Here is a 24,904-nt window from a genome sequence, read left to right on the forward strand (position 1 = left end):
TCAGCCTCCGGCGACCGGCTGCGTCCACCCCTTCCGGTACACGCTCGGGCTCTTCCCGTACCGCTTCCGGAACCGCTGCGAGAGCTGCGTGGAACTGGTGAACCCCGTTGCCGCCGCCACCTCCGCCACCGTCATGTTGGTCTCGTTCAGCAGCGCATGCGCCCGGGTCACCCGCAGGTCGAGGTAGAACTGCGCCGGCGTCGCCCGGATATACCGCTGGAACAGCCGCTCCATCTGCCGCTTCGACAGCCCGATATGCCCCGCCACGTCCCGCATCTCGACCGGGTCCTCCAGATGCGCCTTCATGTACTCCACCGCCGCAATGAGCCGCGGGTTCCGGCTCCCGATGGCCGAGGCATAGGCCGACCGCTGCGGCACCGCCCGGTTCTCCGATCGGCTGTGCAGGCACATGTCCGCCACGATCGTCGCCAGCTCACTGCCGAAATCCGCCTCGATGATCGCCAGCATCATGTCCGTCGCCGCACTCCCCCCGCCACAGGTCAGCAATCCGTCGTCGTTCTCGTAAAGGTTCTCGGTCGGCTCCAGGTCCAGGAACGTCTCGACGAAGGCCGGCTGGTTCTCCCAGTGCAGGGTAAACCGCCGCCCGTCGAGCAGCCCGGCCCGCGCCAGCGCAAACGCCCCGGTGCAGATGCCGCCCACCCGCGCCCCGAAGGCCCGCTGCCTCGTGATCCACCCCACCGCCCGCCGCGAGGTGCTCTCGTTCGGCTCGATCCCGCCACAGACAAACGCCGCCCCGTCCCGCGGCACATCGCGCAGGGCCGTATCCGGCGTGATGGTGACCCCGCAGGAACAGGTGACCGAGGCATCGTCCTCCGTCATCACGTACCAGCGGTAGAGCTCCTTGCCGGTCACCTGGTTGGCCACCCGCAACGGCTCCAGCGCCGAGGTGAAGGCCAGAAGCGTCAGCTTCGGCAGCAACAGGAAATGATAATCCCGCGGCGGCCCGTCATAGACCACCGAAAGGCTGGCCGCACCGCGGGGAACGAAAGACCGGTCTTGCATGACGACCGGCTTAGCACCGCGCGGGTCGATTGTGCAAAATTCCTTGCGCCCGGCCTGCTGCTTGGCCAAGGTCCGGCCCGGAACATCGAAGGGGAGAAAGCGATGCGCGCATTGCTGCAACGGGTGGCCCATGCCTCGGTCAGGGTCGAGGGCGAGGTAATCGGTCAAACCGGCCCCGGCCTGCTGATCCTCGTCTGCGCCATGCAGGGCGATGCCGAGGCGCAGGCCGACCAGCTCGCCGCCAAGATCGCGAAACTGCGCATCTTCCCCGACGAGGCCGGCAAGATGAACCTCTCGGTCCGCGACATGGGCGGGGCGGCGCTGGTGGTCAGCCAGTTCACGCTGGCCGCCGACACCAGCCGGGGCAACCGCCCCGGCTTCTCCGCCGCCGCACCCCCGGCCGAAGGCGAGCGGCTCTACGAGTATTTCGCCGACCAACTGGCCGCACAGGGCATCCCCGTCCAGAAAGGCCAGTTCGGCGCCGACATGAAGGTCGAGCTGCTCAATGACGGGCCGGTGACGATCTGGATGGAAAGCTGAGCCCGCGCGCATCGGCGCGGTTTTCCTTTCCGCGATCCACGCTAGGATAGGGGCATGCCGTACGAGTGGAACGCATCGTCTAAGCCGACAGGCACCGTGCGCCGCCTGCGCCTGTGGCCGCACCGGTCACTGCCGCGCCGGGGGTTTGCCGCGTTCATCCTCGCGACCTTCACGCTGATCACCATCCCGCTCTACCCGCTGCTTGGCACGATCGTGCTCTGGGGGCTGCTGCCCTTCCTGCTGCTGGCCGTGGCCGGGCTCTGGTGGGGGCTCGAGCGGTCCTATCGCGATGGCACCCTCGAAGAGGAACTGACCATCGACGCCGAGCAGATCCGCCTGACTCGGACAGACCCGAAAGGCGCGAGGAAGGAATGGGAATGCCAGAGCTACTGGGCCAAGGCCACGATGCACGAGAAAGGCGGGCCGGTGCCGCATTACGTCACGCTCAGCGGCAAGGGCCGCGAGGTCGAGATCGGCGCCTTCCTGTCGGAGGACGAGCGCAAGGCGCTCTACGGCGAACTATCGGATGCGCTGCGCCAGGCGACCAGGCCGTAGGGTGGGTGAAACCCACCATTCACCCGCGCCCCGCACCTGAGCCTAGGGTAACAACGCATCGAATTCTTTAAAAGAATTCGACCCGATATCTTTTCAAGATATCGCCCCAAACCGCCACGTCTCGGGAAAAAACACCGACAAAATACCGACGTTATACCGACGCGATACCGACGTCGCGTTTGCCGCCGAATTCGTTAACGCAGCACGACGCGCGGCCCCGGTCAGGCCAGCCGTTCCTTAACCTTCGGACCGACCATGCCGAAATCCATCTGGCCGGTGTATTTCTCTTTCAGCCGGCCCATGATCTTGCCCATGTCGCGGATCGACGTGGCGCCGGTATCCTTGATCGCCTTGTCGATGGCGGCGTCCACCTCAGACTCGTCAAGCGGGCGGGGCAGGTACTCGGCGATGATCTCGATCTCGCGCTGCTCCCGCTCTGCCAGGTCGAGCCGGCCGCCTTCTTCATAGGCGCGCACGCTTTCCTGCCGCTGCTTGGTCATCTTGCCGAGAATGGCCATGATGTCGGCATCGGTCAGGTCGGTATCGCCATCGGCGCCGCGGCGGGCGATGTCCTGGTCCTTGATGGCCGCATTGATCAGCCGCAGCGTCGCCAGACGCGCGGTGTCTTTTTCTTTCATGGCCTGTTTCAGCGCAGTGTTGACCTGCTCTCTCAATCCCATCGACATTTTTCCCCATGGCCGCTGGCAAGGCTCCCAAACTATCGGAAAGCGCCGGAGGTGACAACCGCGCGCGACGCAACGGCACAACCGCCGGGCGCGTGGATGGCAGCCGCGCAACAGCGGGCGCTTGTCCCTTGACCCTCGGGGTCCGCGACCATAGTTTCCGGCCAATTTGCACCCCCGGAGATTCTTTCGCCATGGCTCACTCGCAGCAAAAGCGCCCGACCGCCTGTCTGGTTCTCGCCGACGGTTCCGTCTTCTATGGCAAGGGGTTCGGGGCGACCGGCCAGGTCACGGCCGAGCTTTGCTTCAACACCGCCATGACCGGCTACCAGGAAATCATGACCGACCCCTCCTACGCGGGTCAGGTGGTGACCTTCACCTTCCCCCACGTGGGCAACGTCGGCGTGAACCCCGAGGATGACGAAACCGCCGACCCGGTGGCCGAGGGCATGGTGGTGAAATGGGATCCGACCGAACCCAGCAACTGGCGCTCGGCCGAGACGCTGTCGGAGTGGCTGGCGCGGCGTGGCCGCGTGGCGATCGGCGGGGTCGACACCCGCCGCCTGACCCGGGCGATCCGCCAGCAGGGCGCGCCGCATGTGGCGCTGGCCCATGATCCGGACGGCAATTTCGACGTCTCGGCGCTGATCAGCCACGCCCGCGGCTTTGCCGGGCTCGAAGGCATGGACCTCGCCAAGCGGGTGAGCTGTGCGCAATCCTATCGCTGGGACGAGATGCGCTGGGCCTGGCCCGACGGCTATGCCCGCCAGAAAGAGGCGAAGCACAAGGTCGTGGCCGTGGATTACGGCGCCAAGCGCAACATCCTGCGCTGCCTTGCGAGTGCGGGCTGCGAAGTGACGGTGATGCCCGCCACCTCGACCGCCGAGGACGTGCTGGCGCAGAACCCCGACGGCGTGTTCCTGTCGAACGGCCCGGGCGATCCGGCGGCGACGGGCGAATATGCCGTGCCGATGATCCAGGGTGTGATGGACAAGGGCCTGCCGATCTTCGGCATCTGCCTCGGCCACCAGATGCTGGCGCTGGCTGTCGGGGCCAAGACGGTGAAGATGAACCACGGTCACCACGGCGCCAACCACCCGGTGCAGGAGCTCGAGACCGGCAAGGTCGAGATCACCTCGATGAACCACGGCTTCGCGGTCGACAGCCAGACCCTTCCCAAGGGCGTGACCGAGACGCATGTGTCGCTCTTCGACGGCTCGAACTGCGGCATCCGGCTCGACGGCCGGCCGGTCTTCTCGGTGCAGCACCACCCCGAGGCCAGCCCGGGCCCGCAGGACAGTTTCTACCTCTTCGAACGCTTCGCGGCCTCGATGAACCGTTAACCATTCGACGCCGTGTGCGTTAACGTGTTGTTTACCCATAATTAACCATCTGCTGCCACCCTCGCGGTCATTCGAGACCGCAAGGAGCGGCACATGGGCATTTCAGAGCTACGGCACCTGACCACCTCCCCCCGCACCGGAGACGGTGCGCCGTCGGCGCTGGAGCGGGATCTTCTGGCCCGCGGGACAGTCGAGCCCGGGGACCTGGACCGGGCGGCATGGGTTCAGGCACGATCGGATGCCACGCTCGACCGTATTCTCAGCGCCGAAGGGTTGGTCGGCGAGGAGGATCTGCTCGATGCCCATGCGCGGGCGTTCAAGTCGCGGCGGCTCTCGGCAAAGGACCTGGGAGAGTTGCAACAATTCCGGGTCGATACCGATGTCGAGCGTCTGATCCGCCACGCCGCGCTGCCGGTGGTGGACCGGGACGGAAAGGCAGCCATCGTATGCTGCGACCCGCAAAGCTTCGATGCCATCAGGCCTGATCTGCCCGAGGCGCTCAGCCCGGCGCGCGTGCTGTTCGCGCCGCGCCGCGCGATCCAGGACCGGCTTGCCGCGCTGCACCGGTCCGAACTGGTGCAGGCGATGGTCACCCGCGTTCCGGATGTCGAAAGCTGCCGGACCTGGAGCCAACGACAAGACCGGCGGTTGTTGGTTGTGGCCGGTGTGCTGCTCGGGTTGGTGCTGCTGACGTTTCTCTTTCCCCGGCTGGTCTTTGGGCTATTGGCGGGGTGGGCGGTGTTCACGCTGCTCGTTTCGGCATGCTTCAAGATCGCGGCCTTTGTCGCGCGCATGGCCGCGGGTCCGCCCGCGCCGGCGCCGGCGCAGCCCTTGCGCAAGCTGCCACTGCCGCGGGTGTCGGTGCTGGTGCCGCTCTACAGGGAAACCGAGATCGTGCACGAGCTGGTCGCGCGGCTGACGCGCCTGACCTATCCCAAAAGCCTGCTCGACGTGATCCTCGTGCTGGAGGAGGAGGATGGCGAGACGCGCGACGCGCTGGCGGAAATTGACCTGCCGCCATGGATCAGACCGGTCGTCGTGCCGGATGGCGAGCCGAGGACCAAGCCGCGCGCGATGAATTACGCGCTGGATTTCTGCGATGGCGACATCATCGGCATCTACGACGCCGAGGATGCGCCGGCGCCCGACCAGATCATGCAGGTTGTGCGCGGCTTCGGCGCGGCACCGCCTGAGGTGGCCTGCATCCAGGGATATCTCGACTATTACAACCCGCGTCAGAACTGGCTGGCGCGGTGTTTCACCATCGAGTACGCCACGTGGTTCCGCATGATGCTGCCGGGCATGGCGCGGATGGGGCTGGCGATTCCGCTTGGGGGGACAACGGTTTTCATGCGCCGGCGCGCGCTGGAGAAGCTGGGCGCGTGGGATTCGCACAACGTGACCGAGGATGCCGACCTGGGGTTCCGGCTGGCGCGCCACGGATACCGGACGCAGATGCTGGCCACGGTGACGGCCGAGGAGGCCAATTGCCGGCCCTGGCCCTGGATCAAGCAGCGCTCGCGCTGGCTGAAGGGATACATGACCACCTATCTCGTGCATATGCGCCGGCCGCGCGAGTTGTGGCGGCAACTGGGCGCCTGGCGGTTTCTCGGCTTTCAGGCGCATTTCCTGACCGCGCTTTCGCAGTTCTTCCTGGCCCCGTTCCTGTGGTCGTTCTGGCTTGTGCTGCTGGGGGCGCCGCACCCGCTCGACACGTTCATTCCGCACGGCGCGATGGTGGCGCTCGGCTCGCTTTTCCTGACGATCGAGGTGATCAACATGACGATCCACGCCACGGCCGTTTCCGGGCCACGGCACCGACACCTCATGTTGTGGACGCCGACGATGCATTTCTATGCCCCGCTGGGGGCGGTCGCGGCGTACAAGGCGCTCTACGAACTGGTGCTGAAACCGTTTTTCTGGGACAAGACCCAGCACGGCCTGTCACTGGGAGGCGCGCAGGGACGGCGGTCGATCAGGCCCATGTCAGACGGTGCTTTCGACTTCTCCTGAATCGAGCTTCAGCCGGGTGACAAATGCCTTGGAAATATGGGCCCTGAGCGCCTCGCCGGCGGTCGTGGCATCGCGCTTTTCGATCGCCGAGACGATGGCGTCATGTTCACGCAGGGCATCCTCGTCCCGGCCCACCGCGGCCAGCGAGGTGGTCGCCATCAGCGCCATCGAGCGATGCACCAGATCGAGCTGCTGGACCAGGAACCGGTTGTGCGAGGCAAGGTGGATCTGCTTGTGAAAGCGCCGGTTGGCGCGGGCCATCGCCTGCGGGTCGCCGATCAGGGAACGGTCGTCGTCGACCATGTCGCGCAGCACGCGCACCTCTTCCTCGGTCGCGTGGCGGGCGGCAAGGCTGGCAGCCAGCCCCTCGAGCTCGGCCCGCACGACGTAGAGCTCGGCCAACTGGTTGTGATCGAGCGAGGCCACGATGAGGCTGCGCCCGTCGCGGGCCAGCAAAGACTGGGTTTCTAGCCGCTGCAACGCCTCGCGGATGGGCGTGCGCGAGACGCCGAACCGCTCGGCCAGATCGCTTTCGACCAGCCGGTCGCCGGGCTTGAACACACCCATGTCGATGGCTTCGAGAATGAGCGTGTAGGCGTCTTTCATCGGCGCTTTCATGAGCGGTTGTGTCCCTGTCGCGTGCTTTTCCTTATCCGCGAGAGCTTACGCACGGGCCTTCACGGCAATCAACCCTTGCCGTTGCACGCAATGTCGCAGGCGCCTATCCTGCCGCCATGCCAAAGCAGCACTTCACACATGTCGAAACTTGGGTCTTCGATCTGGACAATACGCTCTATCCGCCGCGGGCGCGGCTGTTCGACCAGATCGAGGTGCGGATGACGCAGTTCGTCATGGATGCGCTGAAGGTGAACCGAGGGGAAGCCGACCGGTTGCGGAAGAAATACTGGGCCGAGCACGGCACCACGCTGGCCGGGCTGATGCGGGTGCACGGGGTCGACCCGGGGCCCTACCTGACCCATGTGCACGACATCTCGCTCGATCACCTGGAGGCGGATGTGGACCTGAATTCGCATATCCGAAGCCTGCCGGGGCGGAAGATCGTCTATACCAACGGCACCGCGCCCTATGCGCAGAGAGTCGTGGAAAAACGGGGGCTTGGCGGCGCGTTCGATGCGATCTACGGGGTGGAGCATGCAGGTTTTCACCCCAAGCCCGACCGGGCGGCCTTCGATGCGGTCTTCGCACTGGACGGGGTGCGCACCGACCGCGCGGCGATGTTCGAGGACGACCCCCGTAACCTGGCCGAGCCGCACGCCATGGGCATGCGCACCGTGCACGTGGCCGAGGCGCCGCATAAGGCCGACCATATCCACCATCACACCGATGACCTGACCGGGTTCCTGGCGCGGCTGATCTGACCGTGCCCCTGCGTCGAATTGCGCGTTTCGCGCGCGCTCAAAGTGCCTATCTGTCCCCCTGAAGACAGCGCGAACACGGAGAATGACATGGCGTATCAGGACACGGCCAGCGAGGCCGAACTTCAGCAGCATGGCGAGGAAAAAGAGGTCAACGTGGCCTATATCTATCTTGCCCTGGCTCTGGCGGTGGCGGCATGGGCCGCGGCGGTTGTAATCTTCGGGCTGCCGGGGCTTTATATCCCTGCCGTGGCGATGGTGCCGGTCTGCATGCTGACCATCGTGCGGATCACATTGGGCTAGCCAGCCCGCAAGGGCGGAGGACGCATGGACGCGGATATCATCATCTCGGGCGGCGGCGTGGCCGGGCTTTCGGCCGCGGCCATCTTCGGCAATGCCGGGTTCAGGGTGATCTGCGTCGACCCCGCCCCGCCGGTGACCGAGCGGGATGTCGAAGGGTCCGACCTGCGGACGACGGCTTTTTTGCAGCCTGCTCAATCGCTTATGGAAGAGGCGGGGCTCTGGGCAAGGCTGGCGCCCCATGCCGAGCCGTTGCAGGTGATGCGGATCGTCGATGCCGGTGGCGAGGTGTCGGAACCGCGGATCATCAAGGAATTCGATGCCGGCGACATCTCGGAAAAGCCGTTCGGGTGGAATCTGCCGAATTGGCTTTTGCGGCGCGAGATGGTGGCGCATCTGGAGAGGCTGGAGAATGTCGAGTTCCGGCCCGGAACCGGGGTGTCTTCGCTGTTCACGCGGGAAGCCGAGGCGCGGGTTGGGCTGTCGGATGGGTCGAAGCTGCGCTGTCGACTGGTGATTGCCGCGGATGGACGGAATTCGCCGGTGCGCGAGGCGGCGGGGGTATCGGTGAAGACCACGCGCTATGGGCAGAAGGCGCTGGCCTTTGCCGTGACGCATCCCATTCCGCATGAGCATGTGTCGACCGAAATTCACCGCTCGGGCGGGCCGTTCACGCTGGTGCCCTTGCCGGACTATGACGGGCGGCCGTCTTCGGCCATCGTGTGGATGGAAGAGGGGCCCGAGGCGATGCGGCTGAAGGACCTGCCCGAGGCGGAGTTCGAGGCGGCGATGAATGAGCGGTCTTGTCTGCTCTTCGGGCCTTTGAAACTGGCCTCGCGGCGCACGGTCTGGCCGATCATCAGCCAGGTGGCGGAGCGGATGTATGCCGAGCGGGTGGCGCTGGTGGCCGAGGCCGCGCATGTGGTGCCGCCGATTGGCGCGCAGGGGCTGAACATGAGCCTGGGCGATATGCGGGTGCTGCTGGAACTGGCGCAGGCGGCGCCGGAACGGCTGGGGGACCGGGCGATGCTGGAGACCTATCACAAGCGGCGGCACGGGGAAGTGAAGCTGCGAGTGACGGGGATCGACGTGTTGAACCGGGCCTCGATGGTGCATGCGCAGCCCTTGCGGGATGCGCGGGCGATGGGGCTCAACGCGATCTATTCGCTGGCGCCGGTGCGCAAGACGCTGATGCAGATCGGGCTGGGGGCGCGGGGCTGAGCCTGCGGGGCGGCATAGGTCTGCTGAAGGGGCATTGGCAGTTGCTGGTGCTGGTCGGGCTGATTGCCGCGCTGTGGCAGACGACGGCGGTCATGCCGTTGAAACTTCTCGTTGTTTTCCTGCACGAGCTGTCGCACGCGGTGGCGACGGTGCTCACCGGCGGGTCGGTGGTGGGGATGACGCTGGACCCGATGCAGGGCGGCTCGGTGACGTCGCGCGGGGGGTGGCGGTTCGTCATTCTGAGCGCGGGATACCTCGGGTCGCTGCTCATCGGCGTGGGATTGTTTCTGACGGCCGTTCGCACAAGGTGGGATCGGGTGATCCTTGGGGGTCTGGGCGTGGTGCTTCTGGTCGTGACGGTTTTGTACCTGCGGAGCCTTTATGCCATCGGGTTCGGAGTGGTGACGGGCGTGCTGATGATCGGGGCGGCCAGATACCTGCGGCGGGACTTGAACGACCTTGTTTTGCGGGTGATCGGGCTTGCCAGCATGATCTACGTGCCGCTCGATATCTTCAGCGACACCATTGCGCGGGCGCATCTGCGGTCGGATGCGCGGATGCTGGCGGAGGAGTTTGCCGGCCCCACCCTGTTCTGGGGCGGGGCGTGGCTTTTGCTGAGCCTCTGGGTGATCTGGCTGTGCCTGCGCCGGGGGCTGGGGCGCAGCAGCAATATCGCGTGGCGGTAGCCTAGAGCACCTTGTCGATCACGGCCTGAAGGCGGGATTTGGCGGCGTCGACGTCGTAGAGCTTGTCGAGGCCGAAGAGGCCGAGGCGGAAGGTCATGAAGCCCTCGGGCTCGTCGCAGGCCAGCGGGACGCCGGCGGCAATCTGCATGCCCTGCTGGCTGAATTTCTTGCCGTTCTGGATGTCGGGGTCGCTGGTGTAGCTGACCACCACGCCCGGTGCGCCGTAGCCTTCGGCGGCGACGGAGGTGACGCCCTTTTCGGCCAGCATGGCGCGGACGCCGTTGCCGAGATCCCATTGCGCCTGGCGGAGTTTCTCGAAGCCGTACTCTTTCGTTTCCAGCATCGTGTCGCGGAAGGCGCGCAGCGCGTCGGTGGGCATGGTGGCGTGGTAGGCATGGCCGCCGTTTTCATAGGCCTGCATGATCTGGTGCCATTTCTTCAGGTCGATGGCGAAGCTGTTGGAGGTGGTTTTCTCCAGCCGTTCCAGGGCCTTGTCGGAGAGCATCACCAGCCCGGCGGAGGGGGAGGCGGACCAGCCCTTTTGCGGGGCGGAGATCAGGACATCGACGCCGGTTTTCTCCATGTCGACCCAGGCGCAGCCTGAGGCGATGCAGTCGAGCACCATCAGCGCGCCGACCTCGTGGGCGGCCTCGGCCAGTTGGGTGATGTAGTCGTCGGGCAGGATGATGCCGGCGGAGGTTTCGACGTGGGGGGCGAAGACGGCGTCGGGTTTCGCTTCGCGGATCTTGGCGGTGACCTCCTCGATGGGGGCCGGGGCGAAGGGGGATTGGGCGCCGTTGCCGGTCTGGCGGGCCATGCAAACGGTTGTTTCGGCGGTGAATTTGCCCATGTCGAAGATCTGCGACCAGCGGTAGGAGAACCAGCCGTTGCGGACGATGAGGGCGTGGGCGTTGGTGCCGAACTGGCGGGCGACGGCCTCCATCGCGTAGGTGCCGCCGCCGGGGATGATGGCGGTGGAGCGGGCGTTGTAGACCTCTTTCAGCATGCCGGAGATATCGCGCATGACATGCTGGAAGGTCTGGCTCATGTGGTTGAGCGAGCGGTCGGTGAAGACGACGGAATATTCGAGCAGGCCGTCGGGGTCTATGGTGTCGAGAAGGGCAGTCATTTGCAGGCTCCTGTCTGGCAAGAGGGATTTGTCGCAGGGCTTAGCAGAGGGCGGGGGAAACCACATCCGAAAAAAGGCGGCAGGGGTGGGGTGGTTTTCGACAGCGGGGGCGGTGGGGGCGAAATCTTGAAAAGATTTCGGATCGATTTCTTTTGAAGAAATCGATGCGGGTCAGATAGTTAGCCGATGGGGCCGGGGCGGCGTTCTTCCGACAGCATGACGTTGGCTTCGACGTCGCCCACGCCGGGCAGCATCATGATGCGGCGGCGCAGGACGCGTTCGAAATCGGAGATGTCGCGGGCGACGATGCGCAGGCGGTAGTCGAAGAGGCCGAGGATGTGTTCGACCGTCTGCACCTCGGGGATGGCCGAGACGGCGCGTTCGAAGACGTCGATGCTGACCCGGCCCTTGGTGGCGAGTTTCACGCCGAGGAAGACGGTGACGCCGAAACCCAGCCTGTCATGGTCGAGATCGAGGCGCTGGCCCTTGATGACGCCGCTGTCGTAGAGCCGGCGGATGCGGCGCCATGTGGCGGGTTGGGACAGGCCGAGCTTGCGGCCAAGGGTGCTGGCCGGTTGGGTGGCGTCCTGGACCAGTTCGCGCAGGAGGCGGCGGTCGGTGGTGTCGAGCTCGATCATACCGGCAGGATCTCGTCTGTCTTGATGCGGGCGACGTGCATCAGCCCCTCGATATCGGCGATATGGGGCAGGGCGAGGATGGCGGTGCGGTAGAGCTCCTGGTAATGGGTCATGTCGCGGGCGATGACCGAAAGGCGCAGGTCGACACGGCCGAGGAAGGTCTGGATTTCCACGACCTCGGGCACCTCGCGCGCGGCGGCGAGGAATTCGTCGAAGGCGCGCGGCTCGGATTTTTCGAGCGTGACGCGCAAGCTGACCTCGACCTCGTAGCCAAGCGCGCGCCAGTCGATCACCGCGCGGTTGGCGCGGATGATGCCCGCGCCTTTCATCCGGTCGAGCCGGCGGGCGCAGGTGGCGGGCGTGACGCCCGCGGCCTCGGCCAGGTCGGCCACGGGCTGGGCGGCGTCGTGCTGATAATGGCGCAGGATGCGCCTGTCGATGTCGTCGAGCATGAAAATTCACATATCCGGGTTAACGGAGAATGAATACCACGTGGTTTTTCGAAAAGCACGGGCAAATGATGTGATTTTCCACCCCAACAGGCAGATTGTGCGCCCAGAAACGTTAAAGGAGACTGAACCATGCGTGTCTATTACGATCGCGACTGCGACATCAACCTGATCAAGGACAAGAAGGTTGCCATCCTGGGCTATGGCAGCCAGGGCCATGCCCACGCGCTGAACCTGCGCGACAGCGGCGCCAAGAACGTGGTCGTCGCGCTGCGCGAAGGCTCGAGCTCGGCCGCCAAGGCGGAAGGCGAAGGCCTGAAGGTCATGGAGATTTCCGAGGCCGCCGCATGGTGCGACCTGATGATGTTCACCATGCCCGACGAGCTTCAGGCGGATACCTGGAACAAGTACGTCAAGGACCACATCAAGCCGGGCGCGGCGATTGCGTTTGCCCACGGCCTCAACGTCCATTTCGGCCTGATCGAGGCGCCGGACAGCGTTGACGTCATCATGATGGCGCCGAAGGGCCCGGGCCACACGGTGCGCGGCGAATACGTCAAGGGCGGCGGCGTGCCCTGCCTCGTGGCCGTTCACAACGACGCGTCGGGCAAGGCGCTGGAGCTGGGGCTTTCCTATTGCTCGGCCATCGGCGGCGGGCGCTCGGGCATCATCGAGACCGATTTCAAGGAAGAGTGCGAAACCGATCTCTTCGGCGAGCAGGCGGTTCTGTGCGGCGGTTTGGTCGAGCTGATCCGGATGGGCTTCGAGACGCTGGTCGAGGCGGGTTACGCGCCCGAGATGGCCTATTTCGAGTGTCTGCACGAGGTGAAGCTGATCGTCGACCTGATCTACGAGGGCGGCATCGCGAACATGAACTACTCGATCTCGAACACGGCCGAGTATGGCGAATATGTCAGCGGCCCGCGCATCCTGCCTTACGACGAGACCAAGGCGCGGATGAAGGCGGTTCTGGACGATATCCAGCAGGGCCGGTTCGTGCGCGACTGGATGAGCGAATGCTCGGTCGGCCAGCCGTCGTTCAAGGCGATCCGCCGCAACAACGACGCCCACCAGATCGAAGCCGTGGGCGAGACCCTGCGCGGCATGATGCCGTGGATTTCCGCCGGCAAGATGGTGGACAAGGCGAAGAACTGAGGGCTATCCCTTGGACGAGCAGAGGGGCGCCCCGCCGGGCGCCCCTTTTTCATTCGCGGGGAGGGGAATGATGCAGGATATCAGGCCGGTCAACTGGCTTCGGATCGTCGTGCTGGCGGCGATCTGGGGGGCGTCGTTCATGTCGGTGTCAGTTGCGCTGGAGGGCGTCGGGCCGCTGACGGTGGTGGCGGTGCGGCTGGGATTGGGGGCGGCGTTTCTGGTGGTGCTGTCCTTTGCGCTAGGGCATGGGCTGCCGCCGGTGAGGGGAAGGCCGGCGGGGCGCGTCTGGGCCTTCGTGCTGGCGATGGCGGTGTTTTCCAACGCGTTGCCGTTCCTGCTGTTGAGCTGGGGGCAGCAGGTGGTGGCCTCGGGGTTTGCCGGCGTTTGCATGGCGGTGGTGCCGCTGTTGGTTTTGCCCTTGGCGCATGTGTTCGTGCCGGGGGAGGTGATGACGTTCCGGCGGCTCATCGGGTTCTGTATCGGGACGGCGGGGGTGATTGTGCTGATCGGGCCGGAGGCGTTTGCGTCGACGGGGGAGAGTTTCGAGAGTCTGGCCAAGATGGCCTGCGTGGGGGCGGCGTGTTGTTACGCGATTGGCGGGATCTTCACGCGGCTTTGCCCGGCGGTGGACCTGCTGGCGCTGGCGGCGGCGGTGCTGCTGGTGGCGGCGGTGCTGTTTGCGCCCTTGGCGTTGGTTGTCGAGGGGTGGCCCCGGGACGTGCCGGGGTTGAGTTTGGCGGCGCTGGTGTATCTGGGGCTGTTGCCGACGGGGGTGGCGCAGATCCTGCTGGTGATGGTGATCCGGGATGCGGGGCCGGTGTTTCTGGGGCTGGTGAATTACCAGGTGCCGGTGTGGTCGGTGATCTTTGGCGTGGTGCTGTTGGCTGAGCCGTTGCCGCCGAGTTTGGTGCTGGCGATGGCGTTGATCCTGGCCGGGGTGGCGCTGAGCCAGTGGGGGGCGTTGAGCCGGTTGTTCCGGCGTTAGGGCAGGCGGCCCAGGGTGGCGGCCTGCCAGAGGCGGAGGGCCTCGGCCGTTTCGCGGACGTCGTGGATGCGGAGGAGCTGGACGCCCTGGGCCACACCTGCCAAAGCCACGGCGACGGAGCCGGGGGCGCGGTGGCGGGCGGACTCGGCGCCGCCGATGGTGCCGATGAAGCGCTTGCGGGAGGCGCCGAGGAGGACGGCGCAGCCGAGCCCGTGGAAGAGGGCGAGGTTCTGCAGGAGCGTGAGGTTGTGTTCGAGCGTCTTGCCGAAGCCGATGCCGGGGTCGACGATGATGCGTTCACGCGGGATGCCGAGGGTTTCGAGCGCCGTCACGCGGGCGGCGAGGTGGTCGTAGACGTCGAGGGCGACGTTGTCGTAGCGGGGGTCCTTCTGCATGATGTCGGGCGTGCCCTGGGCGTGCATGACGCAGACGGGCAGGCCGTTCTCGGCGCAGTAGGGGGCGAGGGCCGGGTCGAAGGTGAAGCCGGCCACGTCGTTGACGAGGTCGGCGCCGTCTTTGTGGGCGGCGCGGGCGACGGGGGCCTTGCGGGTGTCGATGGAGATGGGGGTGGCCATCTCGGCGCGAATGGCACCGATGACCGGGGCGGTGCGGCGGATTTCCTCTTCGATATCGACTTCCGTCGAGCCCGGACGGGTGGATTCACCGCCGATGTCGAGGATGTCGGCGCCCTGTTCGGTCATGGCGCGGGCATGGGCGAGGGCGGCGTCGGGGGAGAAGTGCTCGCCGCCGTCGGAGAAGCTGTCGGGGGTGACGTTGAGGATGCCCATGAGGCGCGGCGTGTCGAAGGTGAGGCCGGCGATGGGGGCGCGGGGTTTCGTCAGGTTTTCAAGGGCGTCGGCGGGGATATCGGCCGCGGGGATGAGGCGCGAGGGGGCGTCGCGGTGGAGCGCCTCGACCGTGTCGAACCACGCCCAGCCGCCGGCAAGGGGGAAGGCGCCGGTGGGGCGGGCGCGGTCGGTGCTGGGGATGGGGCGGTAGTAGGTCATGGGCCCTCAGAGGCCGGATTGGGCGATATCCTGAACCAGCACCGGAACGGGCGGGTTGGCGGGGGGCGTTTCGCCGATCAGGAGCAGGTCGGAGGCGTCGATATGGCCGGCGAACCACGAGGCGAGCGCGACCGGGTCGTCGGGGCCTGTGGTGGGGCCGTCGACCGCGTCGAGGACGATTTTCGAGGGGGCCCAGACACTTATCTGGCCGTTCTTCATGGACCAGTCGAGCTCGGTACGGCTGCCCACGACGACGCAGCGGTCGTCGCGGCCCGCGAGCACCCAGGCGTTCTGTTCGAGCGCCAGAAGGTCGACGCGGCGTTGGGTCATGCGGTGGCCGGTTTGCGGCGCGGCGGTGTCGGCATGGCCGACGCAGAGGATCACCGGCTCGGCGCGGGCTTCGAGCTGGTCGAGCCAGCGGGCGAGGTTGGGCGAGCGGATGGCGGCGTTGGTGAGGTAGACGACATGGGGGTGGGGCGCGGTGTCGTGGTGGGGCGTGACCGGCTTGGTTTTCAGGTCCGAGACGGAACGGACGATCTCGACGCCGAGGGCGCCGGGGCCGCGGTCGAGTTTCTCGATGCGGACGAAGGTGCGGACGGCCTGCGGCTCCCACAGGATGCGTTCGGCGATGCGGTCTGCGAGTGTTTCCAGCAGGTTCAGGCGTTCTTCGGCCAGCGCCGCGTGGATCGCCTCGGTCACCTTGTCGTAGCTGAGGATGCGGTCGACATCGTCGTCGATCGGGTCGGTGAGGGGCCGGACCTCGACCACCACGTTGAAGGAGACGCGCTGGGTTGTGCCGCGCTCGGCCTGGAAGGCGCCGATCTCGACCTCGACCACATGATCGCGCACGGAAATGCGGTCGAGCGGCCCGTCGGGGGCCGTGGCATCGGCGCGGGCCGAGGGGTGGGCGAAAGCGAGGCGGATTTCGTTGGACATGGCGCGTCCTCCGGCAAGGTCAGTGGGGCGGGGGATAGCATGGGCCGAGACGAGGGGGGAAGGGCGAATGCGACGGGGCAGGGCGCGGAGGCGGCAGGGTTGGCGATTCGATGGTTAACGGCGTTGATTTGCTGGGATCGGGACGTCGGTATCACGTCGGTATTTTGTCGGTATCGCGTCGGTATCGGCGTCTGTGGGGGCGGGGGTAAATGTGGCGCGCGGTGCGCAACGGGCCAGATGTGGGGTGGGGCGCAACGGGGATGGGGCGGCGCGGTGGACGCGGGATGTGCAAAATTCCTCTGTCCGTCGGCCGTGACACTCGCCGCGCCGGGCGAATGCACTATTCTCTCTGCGGACAGTCGAAGACATGTCGACGTCTGACGACGCCACGCAACAAACCCGGGAGGTTCCCACATGACGACCAGACGCAATTTCCTGATTGGCAGTGCCGCTGCCGGAACGGTGACGGTTCTGCCCTCGCTCGCACTTGCGGCCGAGGACGGCGCCAGCATGAGCTTCATGGATGGCAAACTGACCATTCACCCGATTTCGCACGCTTCCTTTGTCATGGAGACGCCGGCGGGCGTGATCTATGTCGATCCGGTGGGCGAGGTCACGGATTACGAAGGCATGCCGGACCCGGAGCTCATCCTCGTGACGCACCGGCATGGCGACCATTTCAACGCCGAGTTGCTGGGCATGATGCCCGACGTGCCGATCCTGACCAATGCGGATGTGATGGGCATGATGCCCGAGGAGATGCAGGGCCAGGCGCAGAGCATCGCGGCGGGCGAGAGCACCGAGATGATGGGTGTCGGGATCGAGGCGGTGCCGGCCTACAACATCACCGAGGGGCGGATGGATTTTCACCCGCAGGACCGGGGCGATATCGGCTTTGTGCTGACGATCGACGGGAGCCGGGTGTATATCTCGGGCGACACGGAAGGCACCGACGAGATGCGCGCGCTCGAGGATATCGACGTGGCGCTGGTGTGCATGAACCTGCCCTTCACCATGACGGCGGAGCAGGCGGCGGAGGCCGTGGCCGAGTTCAATCCGGGCGTGGTGATCCCCTATCACTATCGCGGCCGGGATGGCGGCACGCAGGACCCGGAAGCCTTCGCGCAGATGCTGAACGATGCGGGGGCCGAGACCGAGGTCAAGCTGCATGACTGGTACAACGGCGAGCTGAGCTGAGCCGTTAAGAGTGGTGGGTTGGCACCCACCCTACGGAAGGGCTCCGGCGTTGGCCGGGGCCTTTTTTTGTTGGTCGGTGCAGTGCGGAGCTGAGAGCCGTTCAGGGTCACCCGATGCCAAGCAACCGGTTCCCGAAGATATCCTCGGGAGTTGGGTATGATGGATGTCGGTTGCGCGGGACGAAGCGGTCATCGCTCACGCGCGTTTCGAGGTCGGCTTTGATCTCTGCCGCTCGTTTCTCAGATGTCCGAATTTAGCCAAGCGATGTTGTGAGCGTAGCCTTCGCTGCACCATGCTTGCTGCAATTCGAGGTCCAATACGCAAAAGTAGTGTTCATAACGGTATTGATGAGTTTCCGAGAATGGCTGTCCGACAGAGTTACAGAATGCTTTGGCTTCCTCTAAGTCTTTGCCGGTCAGTTTCTCGCGACCTGTCAGTCTGGCCAGTCCATAGCGTGCGTCTGGGCTGAAGACTACGGGCTGAGCGTAACTGCCGCATTTGCCGGAACTTGTATCCAGCCCCGAAAGCTCAACAATCACTTCAAAACTGCCATTCTTAGAATTCAGTTTCGCCAGTACTCCGTCTTTGAGATCAAACCAAACGTCACCTTTGCCATCAATCGCAGGGTACTTTCCATGTTCGCAAAGACGACTGGTCGAGCCGCTTACCGTATCCCATCCCCAAAGCCCGTCACCTCCGAGGATTATTCGGCGCTCATCCGTGTCAAAAGCACCACCTAGCACCCAAGGCGACAGTTCAATCGAAGCCAAGGTGCTGACTTCGTTCGCTAAATGGTAGACAGCCGCGCCCTGTCGGTTGCTGTATAGAACCTTTTCACATGTGCCACTGAGCGCGAGAGGAACGAACGCTCCTTCCGGAAGTTGCAGTCTTTGGATACTTCCATTCTCAAGGTTCAGACGGGCGATGAAGCTTTGCATCGGTTCTTCGCCGCGCAAATGCATCAATAAATCGGGCCCCTTCGGATTATGCGAAAGCATCCAAACCGGAGATGCATTTTCACTGATCTTGCTTTCTTCCTCGGCGCTACCATGAAGCTCATAAGATACAATTCCGTCGACCGATACAAAGACCCGCCTCGTGGTTTCATCGACAGCAATGGGACAGTTGCTTCCACCAGAGAAACCAATCTCTTGTTTATGTCGGAACGCTGTATCCGTCGAAATCAAGCATTGTCCGGGAGACTGTCCCGATATCAGGAGTTCAAAACCCGTTTCCATTGGTTCGACCTGCGTCCAACCATCGGCCAAGGACAAATTCATACTAGACATGGATTTAACCTAGAGAGTCCAAAAGCACATGAAAAGCTGCCATTCGCGCAAGCCGCAGCATCCGTCACTTTGGGCTCGAAGCGGTCATTGCGATCAGGACCCACTGCTGGTTCCCACGTAAGCCAGTTGCGGCAAAGGCCCCGGTATGTGCCGGGGCCTTTGCTGTCATGTTGTCGGTGAGTGCCGTCAGACGAACATGAACTCGTCGATGGCGGTGTCGAGGGCCAGCCCGTCCTGGAAGTCGAGGTTCTGGATGCGGGTGTCTTCGGCGGGGCCGGTGTCGGCCATGTCGAAGGCGGTGTCGGGCGTGGCGTGGGTGTCGAGCAGGTATTCGGCCAGCGCGTCCTGTTCGGTGCCGTCATCGGCGAAGGTGGCGTCGCCCGTCTGCACGCCTTCCTGTTCGAGGGGGACGTAGTCGAAATCCTCGGGGAAGGGGTAGCCGTCGCCGCCGCCGATGAAGGTGCCGTTCTCGTCGTAGCGGGGTTCGGCGAGGAAGCCGAGGGTGACGACACCGTATTCGGCGTCGGGGTTGACGATCTCGCCGTCCTTGACCAGCACCGCGCGGATTTCGCCGGTCTCGGGATCGACGAAGGCGGCGTCCTCGATGCGCTGGCCTTCGGGGGCGTCGGGGTCGAAGCTGAAGACCACGCCGGAAACCTGGATGAACTGGCCTCCGGCCTCGGGGTAGGCGGCGATGCCGTGTTCCAGGAGGGCCACGATCTCGGCGCCGGTGAGCGTGCCCACCACGAGGTCGTTGTTGAAGGCGAGCGTGGTCTGGATGTCGTTCTGGCTGATGCCGCCCTCGGGTTTGACGACGTTGCCGTCCTCGTCGAGGATTTCCTCGTTGACGCCGCGCACCGGCTCGGAGCCGCCCGGGGGCACGATGGTCTGGCCGATGGAGGCGCGGATGCCGCCGCCGTTCTTGACCGAGAGCCAGATGTCGTCGCCGTCGCCGTACATTTCATTGGCATAGGCGAGGTTGGCGTCGGCGGTGAGGTTGCCGAGGTTGGTTTCCTGGGTGCGGACGCCGTCGGGGTCGTCAGCGGTGCCGGTGCCGGAGCGTTCGCCGTTGAGGAAGACGTCGGAGACGCCGAAGACATTGCCCTCGGTGGCGAGGATCTGGTCCTGGATGGCGTCGGCGATGGCCTGGATTTCCGGGTCGATGTCGTCTTCGGCGTCGAGGTCGGCGACGCCCTGGTCGTCGGTGGCGTAGGCGCCGGAGATGTCGGGGTCGTAGCTTTCGGGGATGATGTTGCCGTAGGCGTCGAACTCGATGACCAGCCGGCCCACGTATTTGTAGGAGCCGTCGGTATTGACCACGGCGGTCATGGTGCCGCCGGCGTTTTCGACGAATTGCGGGTAGTCGCCCTGGTCGCTGTCGCCGTCGCGGGGGCGGTCATTCTCGTCGAAGAGGCGGGTGTTGGAGCCGCCGGCGACGATGATGTCGACATCGGTGAGGCGCTCGGCCAGTTCGAGCTCGATATCGATCTGCTGCATGTGGGAGAGCAGGATGACCTTGTCCATGGTCGGGTTGGCGGCGAGCAGCGCGTCGACCTCGGCCTGGATCTCGGCGGCGAGCGCGTCGAGCTCTTCGTCGGTGGGGGTGGTGCCGGCCCAGCCCGGGTGGGCGGTGACGCCCTCGGGCGAGGAGATCGAGCCGAGCGTGGGGGTGGTGGCGCCGACGACGCCGAAGATCTCGCCATCCTGCTCGATCACGGTGGAGGAGGTGACGACGCCGCCCTGGGGCGCCTGGCCGCCCTCGGTTTCCAGCGGGGCGAGGTTGGGGTCGCCCGAGAAGTCGAGGTTGGTGGAGAGGTAGGGGAACATGGTGCCGCCGAAATCCTCGCCCGCGAGTGCGGTGCCGTCGAGCGACGAGAAGTCGCCGGGGGCGGTGCCGTCGATCAGGCCGCCGAGCGGGGCGGTGCCGAAGTCGAACTCGTGGTTGCCGAGGGCGATGGCCTGCACGCCGAGCTCGTTCTGGATCTGGATGTCGGCGATGCCGGCGGAGCCGAAGACGGCGGCCGAGGCATCGTAGAAGAGGCCGGGGATGAAGGCGTCGCCCGAGGAGAGGGTGAGGGTGGCGTCGGCGCCCACGTCCTCGTCGCGCAGGACGTTGAGCACGCCCGAGAAGTTGGGCGCGTCGGTGACGGCGCGGGTGCCCGCTTCCTGGTCGGCGAAGTGCAGCAGGATGAGGGTGAAGGTGTCGGCGGGGTCGAGCACCTCGATCTCGACCGAGGCGAGATCGCTTTCGAAGGCGCCGTTGGAGATGCGGTAGTCGAAGGAGATGTCGCCGCCATCGAACCAGCGGGTCTGGGTGACTTCGACGGTGCCGTCTTCGGTCACCATGACATAGGCTTCGGGGAAGATGAAATTGCCGCCGACGCCGATCATCTGGCCGGGGCGGACGTCGCGGCCGTTGATTTCGGAGATATGCAGGTCTTCGGCCTCGGCGCCGTCGCCGGGCAGGTCGTTGCCGATCAGGTCGAGGGTGACGGGGTCGCCTTCGACGGTGCGTTCCATGTCGTCATTCGCGGTGGGGGTGCCGGCCGGGGCGGGGGTGGTCGGACCGTCGCCGCCGCCATCGCCGCCATCGTCATCGCGCAGGTTGCGCAGGACTTCGAGCAGGCGGGCGAGACCGGGCCCGTAGCCGTCGGTCGGGCCGGCGGGCGGCGTGGGCTGGCCGGGCATGTCGGGGAAGCCGGGGAAACCGGGGAGCCCGGGAAGGGCTTCGGCGCCGGGTTGGGGCTGGGGTTTGGGCTGGGGAAGGAAAGGTAAGGACATGTGGTAACGCACCCTCGTATCCGGTTGTTGCGGTATGGAATGAAGCAATCAGGCCCATTCTTTGCGCAGGTCGGGTGACGGCTTTGTGGCGGTTTTCACAAAGTTTGGTGACGGGGGTGCGAGGGAGGTGGACGAGAGGGGAGGGCGCGAAGCGCGAGGGGGGGCGGAGGCTGCGGACCGGGGGCCGGGGTGCAGGGGTGGTGGGTTGGCACCCACCCTACGGTACGGCGCGAAGTGGCACGCCCCGGCGAGGGGCGTGCCGTCGTCGAGGGTCGAGGGCCGGCGGGGTTACTTGCCGCCGAGCTTGATGGAGACGCGCAGCAGCGCCGAGAAGGTTTCCGGCGCGACGGAGTAGGGCACGTCATAGGCCATCACGGTTCGGTCGAATTCGGCCCAGCGGGCCTCGGCGCCGATATGGACCCGGTCGTTGACGGCGTATTCGAGGCCGAGGCCCCATGTCCAGCCGCCGATATCGCTCGAGTCCGGGAAGGTTGTGACGGCGTTCCGGGTGAAGCCGGAATAATCCATCTGGGCGTAACCGGCGGTGCCGTAGACCAGCACGCGGTCGAAGGTCATGCCGGCGCGGGCGCGGATCGTGGCGATCGAGTCGATCCCGGCGTTACAGGTGAAGGCCGGGTTGAAGCAGGGCACCGTGCTCGACATGTTCGTGAAGGCCCAGTCGGCTTCGACACCCACGAGGAAACGGTTGTTGAACTGGTAATCGTAGCCGAGAAAGACGCCATACATGGCATCGTCAGAGTTGGGCTGGAACAGGTTGAACGCGTTCGATTTCGGCTTCAGCTCGCCATAGCCGGCCATTGCGCCGGCGTGGAAGCCTGTCCAGTCATGGGTGCCCTGGGCTTCGGCCGCCTGGCCCATGAAGAGCGCTGCGGCGAGGGCAAGTGCGGTATTTCTGATTTTTGCAAACATTCTAAATTCCACCTTTGGTCCGTTATCGGAGTCCCCACCCCGAAGAGTCTCAGTGAACTTGAATCCGCGCAGTATGCACCGAGTCGGCGTCTTTTCCACGAAATAAGTGGGGGCCCGTCCGGGCAGGCCGGTGGATGAACCGTGGAACGAAAAAGGCCCCGGGCGATGCCGGGGCCTTGATCTGGTGTCGCTGGAGGGCGGCGGTCAGTGCGCGTGGCCCTTGTCCCAGTCTTCCTGCTTGGGCAGGATTTCGAATGTGTGCTCGGGCGGGGGCGAGGCCACCGTCCATTCGAGCGTGTCGGCGTATTCGTTCCAGTAGTTGTTCTGGGTCACCTTCGCGCCGCGGAGGAGCGAGTAGATCACGATCCCGAAGAAGAACACGAAGGACGCAAAGGAGATGAACGCGCCGAGCGAGGACCACCAGTTCCAGACCGCGAAGGCCTCGGGGTAGTCGATGTAGCGGCGCGGCATGCCCTGGCGGCCCAGGAAGTGCTGCGGGAAGAAGGTGAGGTTGGCGCCCAGGAACATCGCCCAGAAGTGCAGCTTGCCTGCCCATTCCGGGTATTGGCGGCCCGTCATCTTGCCGAAGTAGAAGTAGATCCCGGCGAAGATGGCGAAGACGGCGCCCAGCGACATCACGTAGTGGAAGTGCGCGACCACGTAGTAGGTGTCGTGATAGGCGCGGTCGATGCCGGCCTGCGAGAGCACGATGCCGGTCACGCCGCCCACGGTGAAGAGGAACAGGAAGCCGAAGGCCCAGAGCATCGGCGTCTTGAACTCGATCGAGCCGCCCCACATCGTGGCGATCCACGAGAAGACCTTCACCCCTGTCGGCACGGCGATGACCATGGTTGCCAGCATGAAGTAGCTTTGCTGGGTCAGCGACATGCCGACGGTGTACATGTGGTGCGCCCACACGACGAAGCCGAGAAGGCCGATGGCGATCAGCGCCCAGACCATCGGCAGGTAGCCGAAGATCGGCTTGCGCGCGAAGGTCGCGATCACGTGGGAGATGATGCCGAAGCCGGGCAGGATGATGATGTACACTTCCGGGTGGCCGAAGAACCACAGGATGTGCTGATAGAGGATCGGGTCACCGCCGCCGGCCGGGTCGAAGAAGGTCGTGCCGAAGTTCCGGTCGGTCAGCAGCATGGTGATGGCGCCCGCCAGGACCGGCAGCGACAGCAGGATGAGCCATGCGGTGACGAAGATCGACCACGCGAAGAGCGGCACCTTGAAGAGCGTCATGCCCGGGGCACGCATGTTCAGGAAGGTGGTGATCATGTTGATCGCGCCGAGGATCGAGGAGGCGCCCGAGACGTGGACCGCGAAGATCGCGAGGTCCATCGACATGCCGGATTCGTTGACCGAGAGCGGCGGGTAGAGCACCCAGCCCACGCCCGAGCCGAGCTGGCCGTTGCCGCCCGGAGAGAGCAGCGAGGCGACGCCCAGCGAGGTACCGGCCACGTAGAGCCAGAAAGAAAGGTTGTTCATCCGCGGGAACGCCATGTCGGGCGCGCCGATCTGCAGCGGCATGAAGAAGTTGCCGAAGCCGCCGAAGAGGGCCGGGATCACCACGAAGAACATCATCAGGACGCCGTGATAGGTGATCATCACGTTCCAGAGGTGGCCGTTCGGGGTACATTCGCCCGCGGCCGCCGCGATGAAGCGCGCGCCTTCGAGGCACATGTACTGAACGCCCGGCTCCATCAGTTCCATCCGCATGTAGACGGTGAACATGACCGAGATCAGCCCGACGATGGCCGAGGTGATCAGGTAGAGGATACCGATATCCTTGTGGTTGGTGGACATGAACCATCGGGTGAAGAACCCCCGGTTATCTTCATGGCCATGGCCGTGAATGGCTGCATCTGCCATTGGCTGCCTCCTGCTGAAACTTACTGTGGCGCGTCACCGGTCGAGTCACGCACCGGCAATTGTTGCAGGTTTTAGAATGTCTCCGTGACCGGGGCAATGCATGAGTTTGATCTGGATCAATGAATATTGTCGCACCCCCGCGGCGCGTGGGGCCGGTTCGGTTCCCTGTGATCACGCGGATGTGTTCTAGGGACACGAAACGGTGAGGCCGTCCGGGGCAAGCGGAATTATTCTTTGTTTTCAGGGGTAAGTGACCAAACGTCACCCTGCGCGACGCTGGAACCATCTGCGTGTGGCTGACGTTGGGTTGCTGAAGTTCGATGATAGGAAAGAGGAGATTATCATGAAACATTGGAACGCCATTACCAAGACCGGCGCAGCCGCCACCGTTGCGCTGCTGGTCGGTCTTCCCGCCAACGCCATGACCTGCGAGGAATTCACCGCGATGAGCGCGGAGAACCAGCAGGGCTATATCATGGGCCTTGATGCCGGCCGTACCGAAGCGCGCGAGATGGCGCGCGGCGACGCGCCGGACAGCCAGGGCGAAGGTGTCTCCGTCAAGGAGGACGAGAGCACCGATGGCGGGCGTGAGGAAGCGCGCGACGAAGCCAACAGCGCGCCGGACATGTACGTTCAGGTCGTGGAAGACTGCACCGCATCGCCGGGCATGACCGTGACCGAGGCATTCCCCATGGCGGATCCTCAGGGGAAGGGCGGCTGACGCCCAACTGATCCGTTGCTTTTCAAGGTTGCCGGCCCTTTCGCACCATGTGCGGAAGGGTCGGTTCTT

At 65.0% G+C, this 24,904-nt stretch carries 24 protein-coding genes; 12 read left to right on the plus strand and 12 right to left on the minus strand.

Annotated features, from left to right (window positions below; translation table 11 throughout):
* Complete coding sequence (locus RIdsm_RS08490) at positions 1–1,023, minus strand: GlxA family transcriptional regulator (RefSeq protein ID WP_057814077.1); 1,023 nt, start codon at positions 1,021–1,023, stop codon at positions 1–3.
* A gap of 102 nt (positions 1,024–1,125) precedes the next feature.
* Between RIdsm_RS08490 and dtd the strand changes: the two genes are divergently transcribed.
* Positions 1,126–1,563 carry a D-aminoacyl-tRNA deacylase gene (gene dtd, locus RIdsm_RS08495; protein WP_057814385.1) on the plus strand — a complete coding sequence of 146 codons (438 nt, stop codon included), beginning with the start codon at positions 1,126–1,128 and terminating at the stop codon, positions 1,561–1,563.
* Between the two features lie 54 nt (positions 1,564–1,617).
* On the plus strand, positions 1,618–2,118 hold the full coding sequence (locus RIdsm_RS08500) for a DUF2244 domain-containing protein (RefSeq protein ID WP_057814075.1): 501 nt from the start codon (positions 1,618–1,620) through the stop codon (positions 2,116–2,118).
* Positions 2,119–2,339: 221 nt separating this feature from the next.
* On the opposite strand, the gene RIdsm_RS08505 is transcribed toward RIdsm_RS08500, so the two are convergent.
* On the minus strand, positions 2,340–2,798 hold the full coding sequence (locus RIdsm_RS08505) for a GatB/YqeY domain-containing protein (protein WP_057814073.1): 459 nt from the start codon (positions 2,796–2,798) through the stop codon (positions 2,340–2,342).
* Positions 2,799–2,995: 197 nt separating this feature from the next.
* Here RIdsm_RS08505 and carA point away from each other — a divergent pair, with 197 nt between their 5' ends.
* Positions 2,996–4,144, plus strand: coding sequence for a glutamine-hydrolyzing carbamoyl-phosphate synthase small subunit (gene carA / locus RIdsm_RS08510; protein WP_057814071.1), 1,149 nt, complete (start codon positions 2,996–2,998; stop codon positions 4,142–4,144).
* 93 nt (positions 4,145–4,237) lie between these two features.
* Positions 4,238–6,157 (plus strand): glycosyltransferase, encoded by a 1,920-nt coding sequence (locus RIdsm_RS08515; protein ID WP_057814069.1) that lies wholly within the window; start codon positions 4,238–4,240, stop codon positions 6,155–6,157.
* Here the strand turns inward: RIdsm_RS08515 and RIdsm_RS08520 are convergent.
* Positions 6,131–6,775, minus strand: a complete 645-nt coding sequence (locus RIdsm_RS08520) for a GntR family transcriptional regulator (RefSeq protein WP_057814067.1) — start codon at positions 6,773–6,775, stop codon at positions 6,131–6,133. The two genes, RIdsm_RS08515 and RIdsm_RS08520, sit on opposite strands and share 27 nt — an antisense overlap.
* Positions 6,776–6,891: 116 nt before the next feature.
* Here RIdsm_RS08520 and RIdsm_RS08525 point away from each other — a divergent pair, with 116 nt between their 5' ends.
* The 4 genes from RIdsm_RS08525 (at position 6,892) to RIdsm_RS08540 (ending at position 9,740) form a co-directional block, all read left to right on the plus strand.
* The gene (locus tag RIdsm_RS08525; RefSeq protein WP_057814065.1) at positions 6,892–7,536 is read left to right on the plus strand and encodes a pyrimidine 5'-nucleotidase; all 645 of its coding nucleotides are present in this window, start codon (positions 6,892–6,894) and stop codon (positions 7,534–7,536) included.
* An 87-nt stretch (positions 7,537–7,623) separates the two neighbouring features.
* Positions 7,624–7,836, plus strand: a complete 213-nt coding sequence (locus tag RIdsm_RS08530) for a hypothetical protein (protein WP_057814063.1) — start codon at positions 7,624–7,626, stop codon at positions 7,834–7,836.
* A 24-nt stretch (positions 7,837–7,860) separates the two neighbouring features.
* The gene (locus RIdsm_RS08535; protein WP_057814060.1) at positions 7,861–9,054 is read left to right on the plus strand and encodes a UbiH/UbiF family hydroxylase; all 1,194 of its coding nucleotides are present in this window, start codon (positions 7,861–7,863) and stop codon (positions 9,052–9,054) included.
* Positions 9,055–9,101: 47 nt separating this feature from the next.
* On the plus strand, positions 9,102–9,740 hold the full coding sequence (locus RIdsm_RS08540; protein WP_338049632.1) for a M50 family metallopeptidase: 639 nt from the start codon (positions 9,102–9,104) through the stop codon (positions 9,738–9,740).
* A 1-nt stretch (position 9,741) separates the two neighbouring features.
* Here the strand turns inward: RIdsm_RS08540 and RIdsm_RS08545 are convergent, their stop codons facing one another.
* The 3 genes from RIdsm_RS08545 to RIdsm_RS08555 form a co-directional block, all read right to left on the minus strand.
* A complete protein-coding gene (locus RIdsm_RS08545) occupies positions 9,742–10,869 on the minus strand; it encodes an aminotransferase class V-fold PLP-dependent enzyme (RefSeq protein ID WP_057814058.1) in 1,128 nt (375 codons plus the stop codon).
* A 179-nt stretch (positions 10,870–11,048) separates the two neighbouring features.
* The gene (locus RIdsm_RS08550) at positions 11,049–11,507 is read right to left on the minus strand and encodes an Lrp/AsnC family transcriptional regulator (protein WP_057814056.1); all 459 of its coding nucleotides are present in this window, start codon (positions 11,505–11,507) and stop codon (positions 11,049–11,051) included.
* On the minus strand, positions 11,504–11,959 hold the full coding sequence (locus tag RIdsm_RS08555; RefSeq protein WP_057814054.1) for an Lrp/AsnC family transcriptional regulator: 456 nt from the start codon (positions 11,957–11,959) through the stop codon (positions 11,504–11,506). The genes RIdsm_RS08550 and RIdsm_RS08555 overlap by 4 nt, the downstream gene beginning before the upstream one ends.
* Positions 11,960–12,088: 129 nt before the next feature.
* Between RIdsm_RS08555 and ilvC the strand changes: the two genes are divergently transcribed.
* The gene (gene ilvC / locus RIdsm_RS08560) at positions 12,089–13,111 is read left to right on the plus strand and encodes a ketol-acid reductoisomerase (protein ID WP_057814053.1); all 1,023 of its coding nucleotides are present in this window, start codon (positions 12,089–12,091) and stop codon (positions 13,109–13,111) included.
* A 70-nt stretch (positions 13,112–13,181) separates the two neighbouring features.
* Positions 13,182–14,096, plus strand: a complete 915-nt coding sequence (locus RIdsm_RS08565) for a DMT family transporter (protein ID WP_082647286.1) — start codon at positions 13,182–13,184, stop codon at positions 14,094–14,096.
* Here the strand turns inward: RIdsm_RS08565 and folP are convergent.
* Positions 14,093–15,103 carry a dihydropteroate synthase gene (folP, locus tag RIdsm_RS08570; RefSeq protein WP_057814049.1) on the minus strand — a complete coding sequence of 337 codons (1,011 nt, stop codon included), beginning with the start codon at positions 15,101–15,103 and terminating at the stop codon, positions 14,093–14,095. The genes RIdsm_RS08565 and folP overlap by 4 nt on opposite strands.
* Before the next feature lie 6 nt (positions 15,104–15,109).
* A complete protein-coding gene (locus RIdsm_RS08575) occupies positions 15,110–16,039 on the minus strand; it encodes a dihydroneopterin aldolase (RefSeq protein WP_057814047.1) in 930 nt (309 codons plus the stop codon).
* 414 nt (positions 16,040–16,453) lie between these two features.
* On the opposite strand from RIdsm_RS08575, the gene RIdsm_RS08580 reads away from it, so the two are divergent.
* Positions 16,454–17,236: an MBL fold metallo-hydrolase gene (locus tag RIdsm_RS08580; protein ID WP_057814045.1), complete on the plus strand. Its 783-nt coding sequence runs from the start codon at positions 16,454–16,456 to the stop codon at positions 17,234–17,236.
* 239 nt (positions 17,237–17,475) lie between these two features.
* Here RIdsm_RS08580 and RIdsm_RS08585 read toward each other — a convergent pair whose 3' ends face one another.
* The 4 genes from RIdsm_RS08585 to RIdsm_RS08600 all read right to left on the minus strand — a co-directional run bounded on the left by RIdsm_RS08585 (position 17,476) and on the right by RIdsm_RS08600 (position 24,114).
* Entirely contained in the window at positions 17,476–18,504 is a 1,029-nt protein-coding gene (locus RIdsm_RS08585; RefSeq protein ID WP_160325811.1) for a hypothetical protein, read from the minus strand.
* A gap of 207 nt (positions 18,505–18,711) precedes the next feature.
* Positions 18,712–21,306 (minus strand): bifunctional metallophosphatase/5'-nucleotidase, encoded by a 2,595-nt coding sequence (locus RIdsm_RS08590; protein WP_082647285.1) that lies wholly within the window; start codon positions 21,304–21,306, stop codon positions 18,712–18,714.
* Positions 21,307–21,594: 288 nt separating this feature from the next.
* Positions 21,595–22,236: an outer membrane protein gene (locus RIdsm_RS08595; RefSeq protein WP_082647284.1), complete on the minus strand. Its 642-nt coding sequence runs from the start codon at positions 22,234–22,236 to the stop codon at positions 21,595–21,597.
* Positions 22,237–22,440: 204 nt separating this feature from the next.
* Positions 22,441–24,114, minus strand: coding sequence for a cytochrome c oxidase subunit I (locus tag RIdsm_RS08600; protein WP_057814042.1), 1,674 nt, complete (start codon positions 24,112–24,114; stop codon positions 22,441–22,443).
* Between the two features lie 343 nt (positions 24,115–24,457).
* On the opposite strand from RIdsm_RS08600, the gene RIdsm_RS08605 reads away from it, so the two are divergent.
* Positions 24,458–24,835 (plus strand): hypothetical protein, encoded by a 378-nt coding sequence (locus tag RIdsm_RS08605; protein ID WP_057814040.1) that lies wholly within the window; start codon positions 24,458–24,460, stop codon positions 24,833–24,835.
* Positions 24,836–24,904 lie beyond the last annotated feature (69 nt).

It is taken from the genome of Roseovarius indicus (genome assembly GCF_008728195.1).
Classification (GTDB): Bacteria; Pseudomonadota; Alphaproteobacteria; order Rhodobacterales; family Rhodobacteraceae; genus Roseovarius; species Roseovarius indicus.

Coding starts and splice junctions, on each gene's coding strand:
- RIdsm_RS08490 (WP_057814077.1), bottom strand. CDS start 1,023: ATGCAAGACCGGTCTTTCGTTCCCCGCGGTGCGGCCAGCCTTTCGGTG.
- dtd (WP_057814385.1), top strand. CDS start 1,126: ATGCGCGCATTGCTGCAACGGGTGGCCCATGCCTCGGTCAGGGTCGAG.
- RIdsm_RS08500 (WP_057814075.1), top strand. CDS start 1,618: ATGCCGTACGAGTGGAACGCATCGTCTAAGCCGACAGGCACCGTGCGC.
- RIdsm_RS08505 (WP_057814073.1), bottom strand. CDS start 2,798: ATGGGATTGAGAGAGCAGGTCAACACTGCGCTGAAACAGGCCATGAAA.
- carA (WP_057814071.1), top strand. CDS start 2,996: ATGGCTCACTCGCAGCAAAAGCGCCCGACCGCCTGTCTGGTTCTCGCC.
- RIdsm_RS08515 (WP_057814069.1), top strand. CDS start 4,238: ATGGGCATTTCAGAGCTACGGCACCTGACCACCTCCCCCCGCACCGGA.
- RIdsm_RS08520 (WP_057814067.1), bottom strand. CDS start 6,775: ATGAAAGCGCCGATGAAAGACGCCTACACGCTCATTCTCGAAGCCATC.
- RIdsm_RS08525 (WP_057814065.1), top strand. CDS start 6,892: ATGCCAAAGCAGCACTTCACACATGTCGAAACTTGGGTCTTCGATCTG.
- RIdsm_RS08530 (WP_057814063.1), top strand. CDS start 7,624: ATGGCGTATCAGGACACGGCCAGCGAGGCCGAACTTCAGCAGCATGGC.
- RIdsm_RS08535 (WP_057814060.1), top strand. CDS start 7,861: ATGGACGCGGATATCATCATCTCGGGCGGCGGCGTGGCCGGGCTTTCG.
- RIdsm_RS08545 (WP_057814058.1), bottom strand. CDS start 10,869: ATGACTGCCCTTCTCGACACCATAGACCCCGACGGCCTGCTCGAATAT.
- RIdsm_RS08550 (WP_057814056.1), bottom strand. CDS start 11,507: ATGATCGAGCTCGACACCACCGACCGCCGCCTCCTGCGCGAACTGGTC.
- RIdsm_RS08555 (WP_057814054.1), bottom strand. CDS start 11,959: ATGCTCGACGACATCGACAGGCGCATCCTGCGCCATTATCAGCACGAC.
- ilvC (WP_057814053.1), top strand. CDS start 12,089: ATGCGTGTCTATTACGATCGCGACTGCGACATCAACCTGATCAAGGAC.
- RIdsm_RS08565 (WP_082647286.1), top strand. CDS start 13,182: ATGCAGGATATCAGGCCGGTCAACTGGCTTCGGATCGTCGTGCTGGCG.
- folP (WP_057814049.1), bottom strand. CDS start 15,103: ATGACCTACTACCGCCCCATCCCCAGCACCGACCGCGCCCGCCCCACC.
- RIdsm_RS08575 (WP_057814047.1), bottom strand. CDS start 16,039: ATGTCCAACGAAATCCGCCTCGCTTTCGCCCACCCCTCGGCCCGCGCC.
- RIdsm_RS08580 (WP_057814045.1), top strand. CDS start 16,454: ATGACGACCAGACGCAATTTCCTGATTGGCAGTGCCGCTGCCGGAACG.
- RIdsm_RS08590 (WP_082647285.1), bottom strand. CDS start 21,306: ATGTCCTTACCTTTCCTTCCCCAGCCCAAACCCCAGCCCCAACCCGGC.
- RIdsm_RS08595 (WP_082647284.1), bottom strand. CDS start 22,236: ATGTTTGCAAAAATCAGAAATACCGCACTTGCCCTCGCCGCAGCGCTC.
- RIdsm_RS08600 (WP_057814042.1), bottom strand. CDS start 24,114: ATGGCAGATGCAGCCATTCACGGCCATGGCCATGAAGATAACCGGGGG.
- RIdsm_RS08605 (WP_057814040.1), top strand. CDS start 24,458: ATGAAACATTGGAACGCCATTACCAAGACCGGCGCAGCCGCCACCGTT.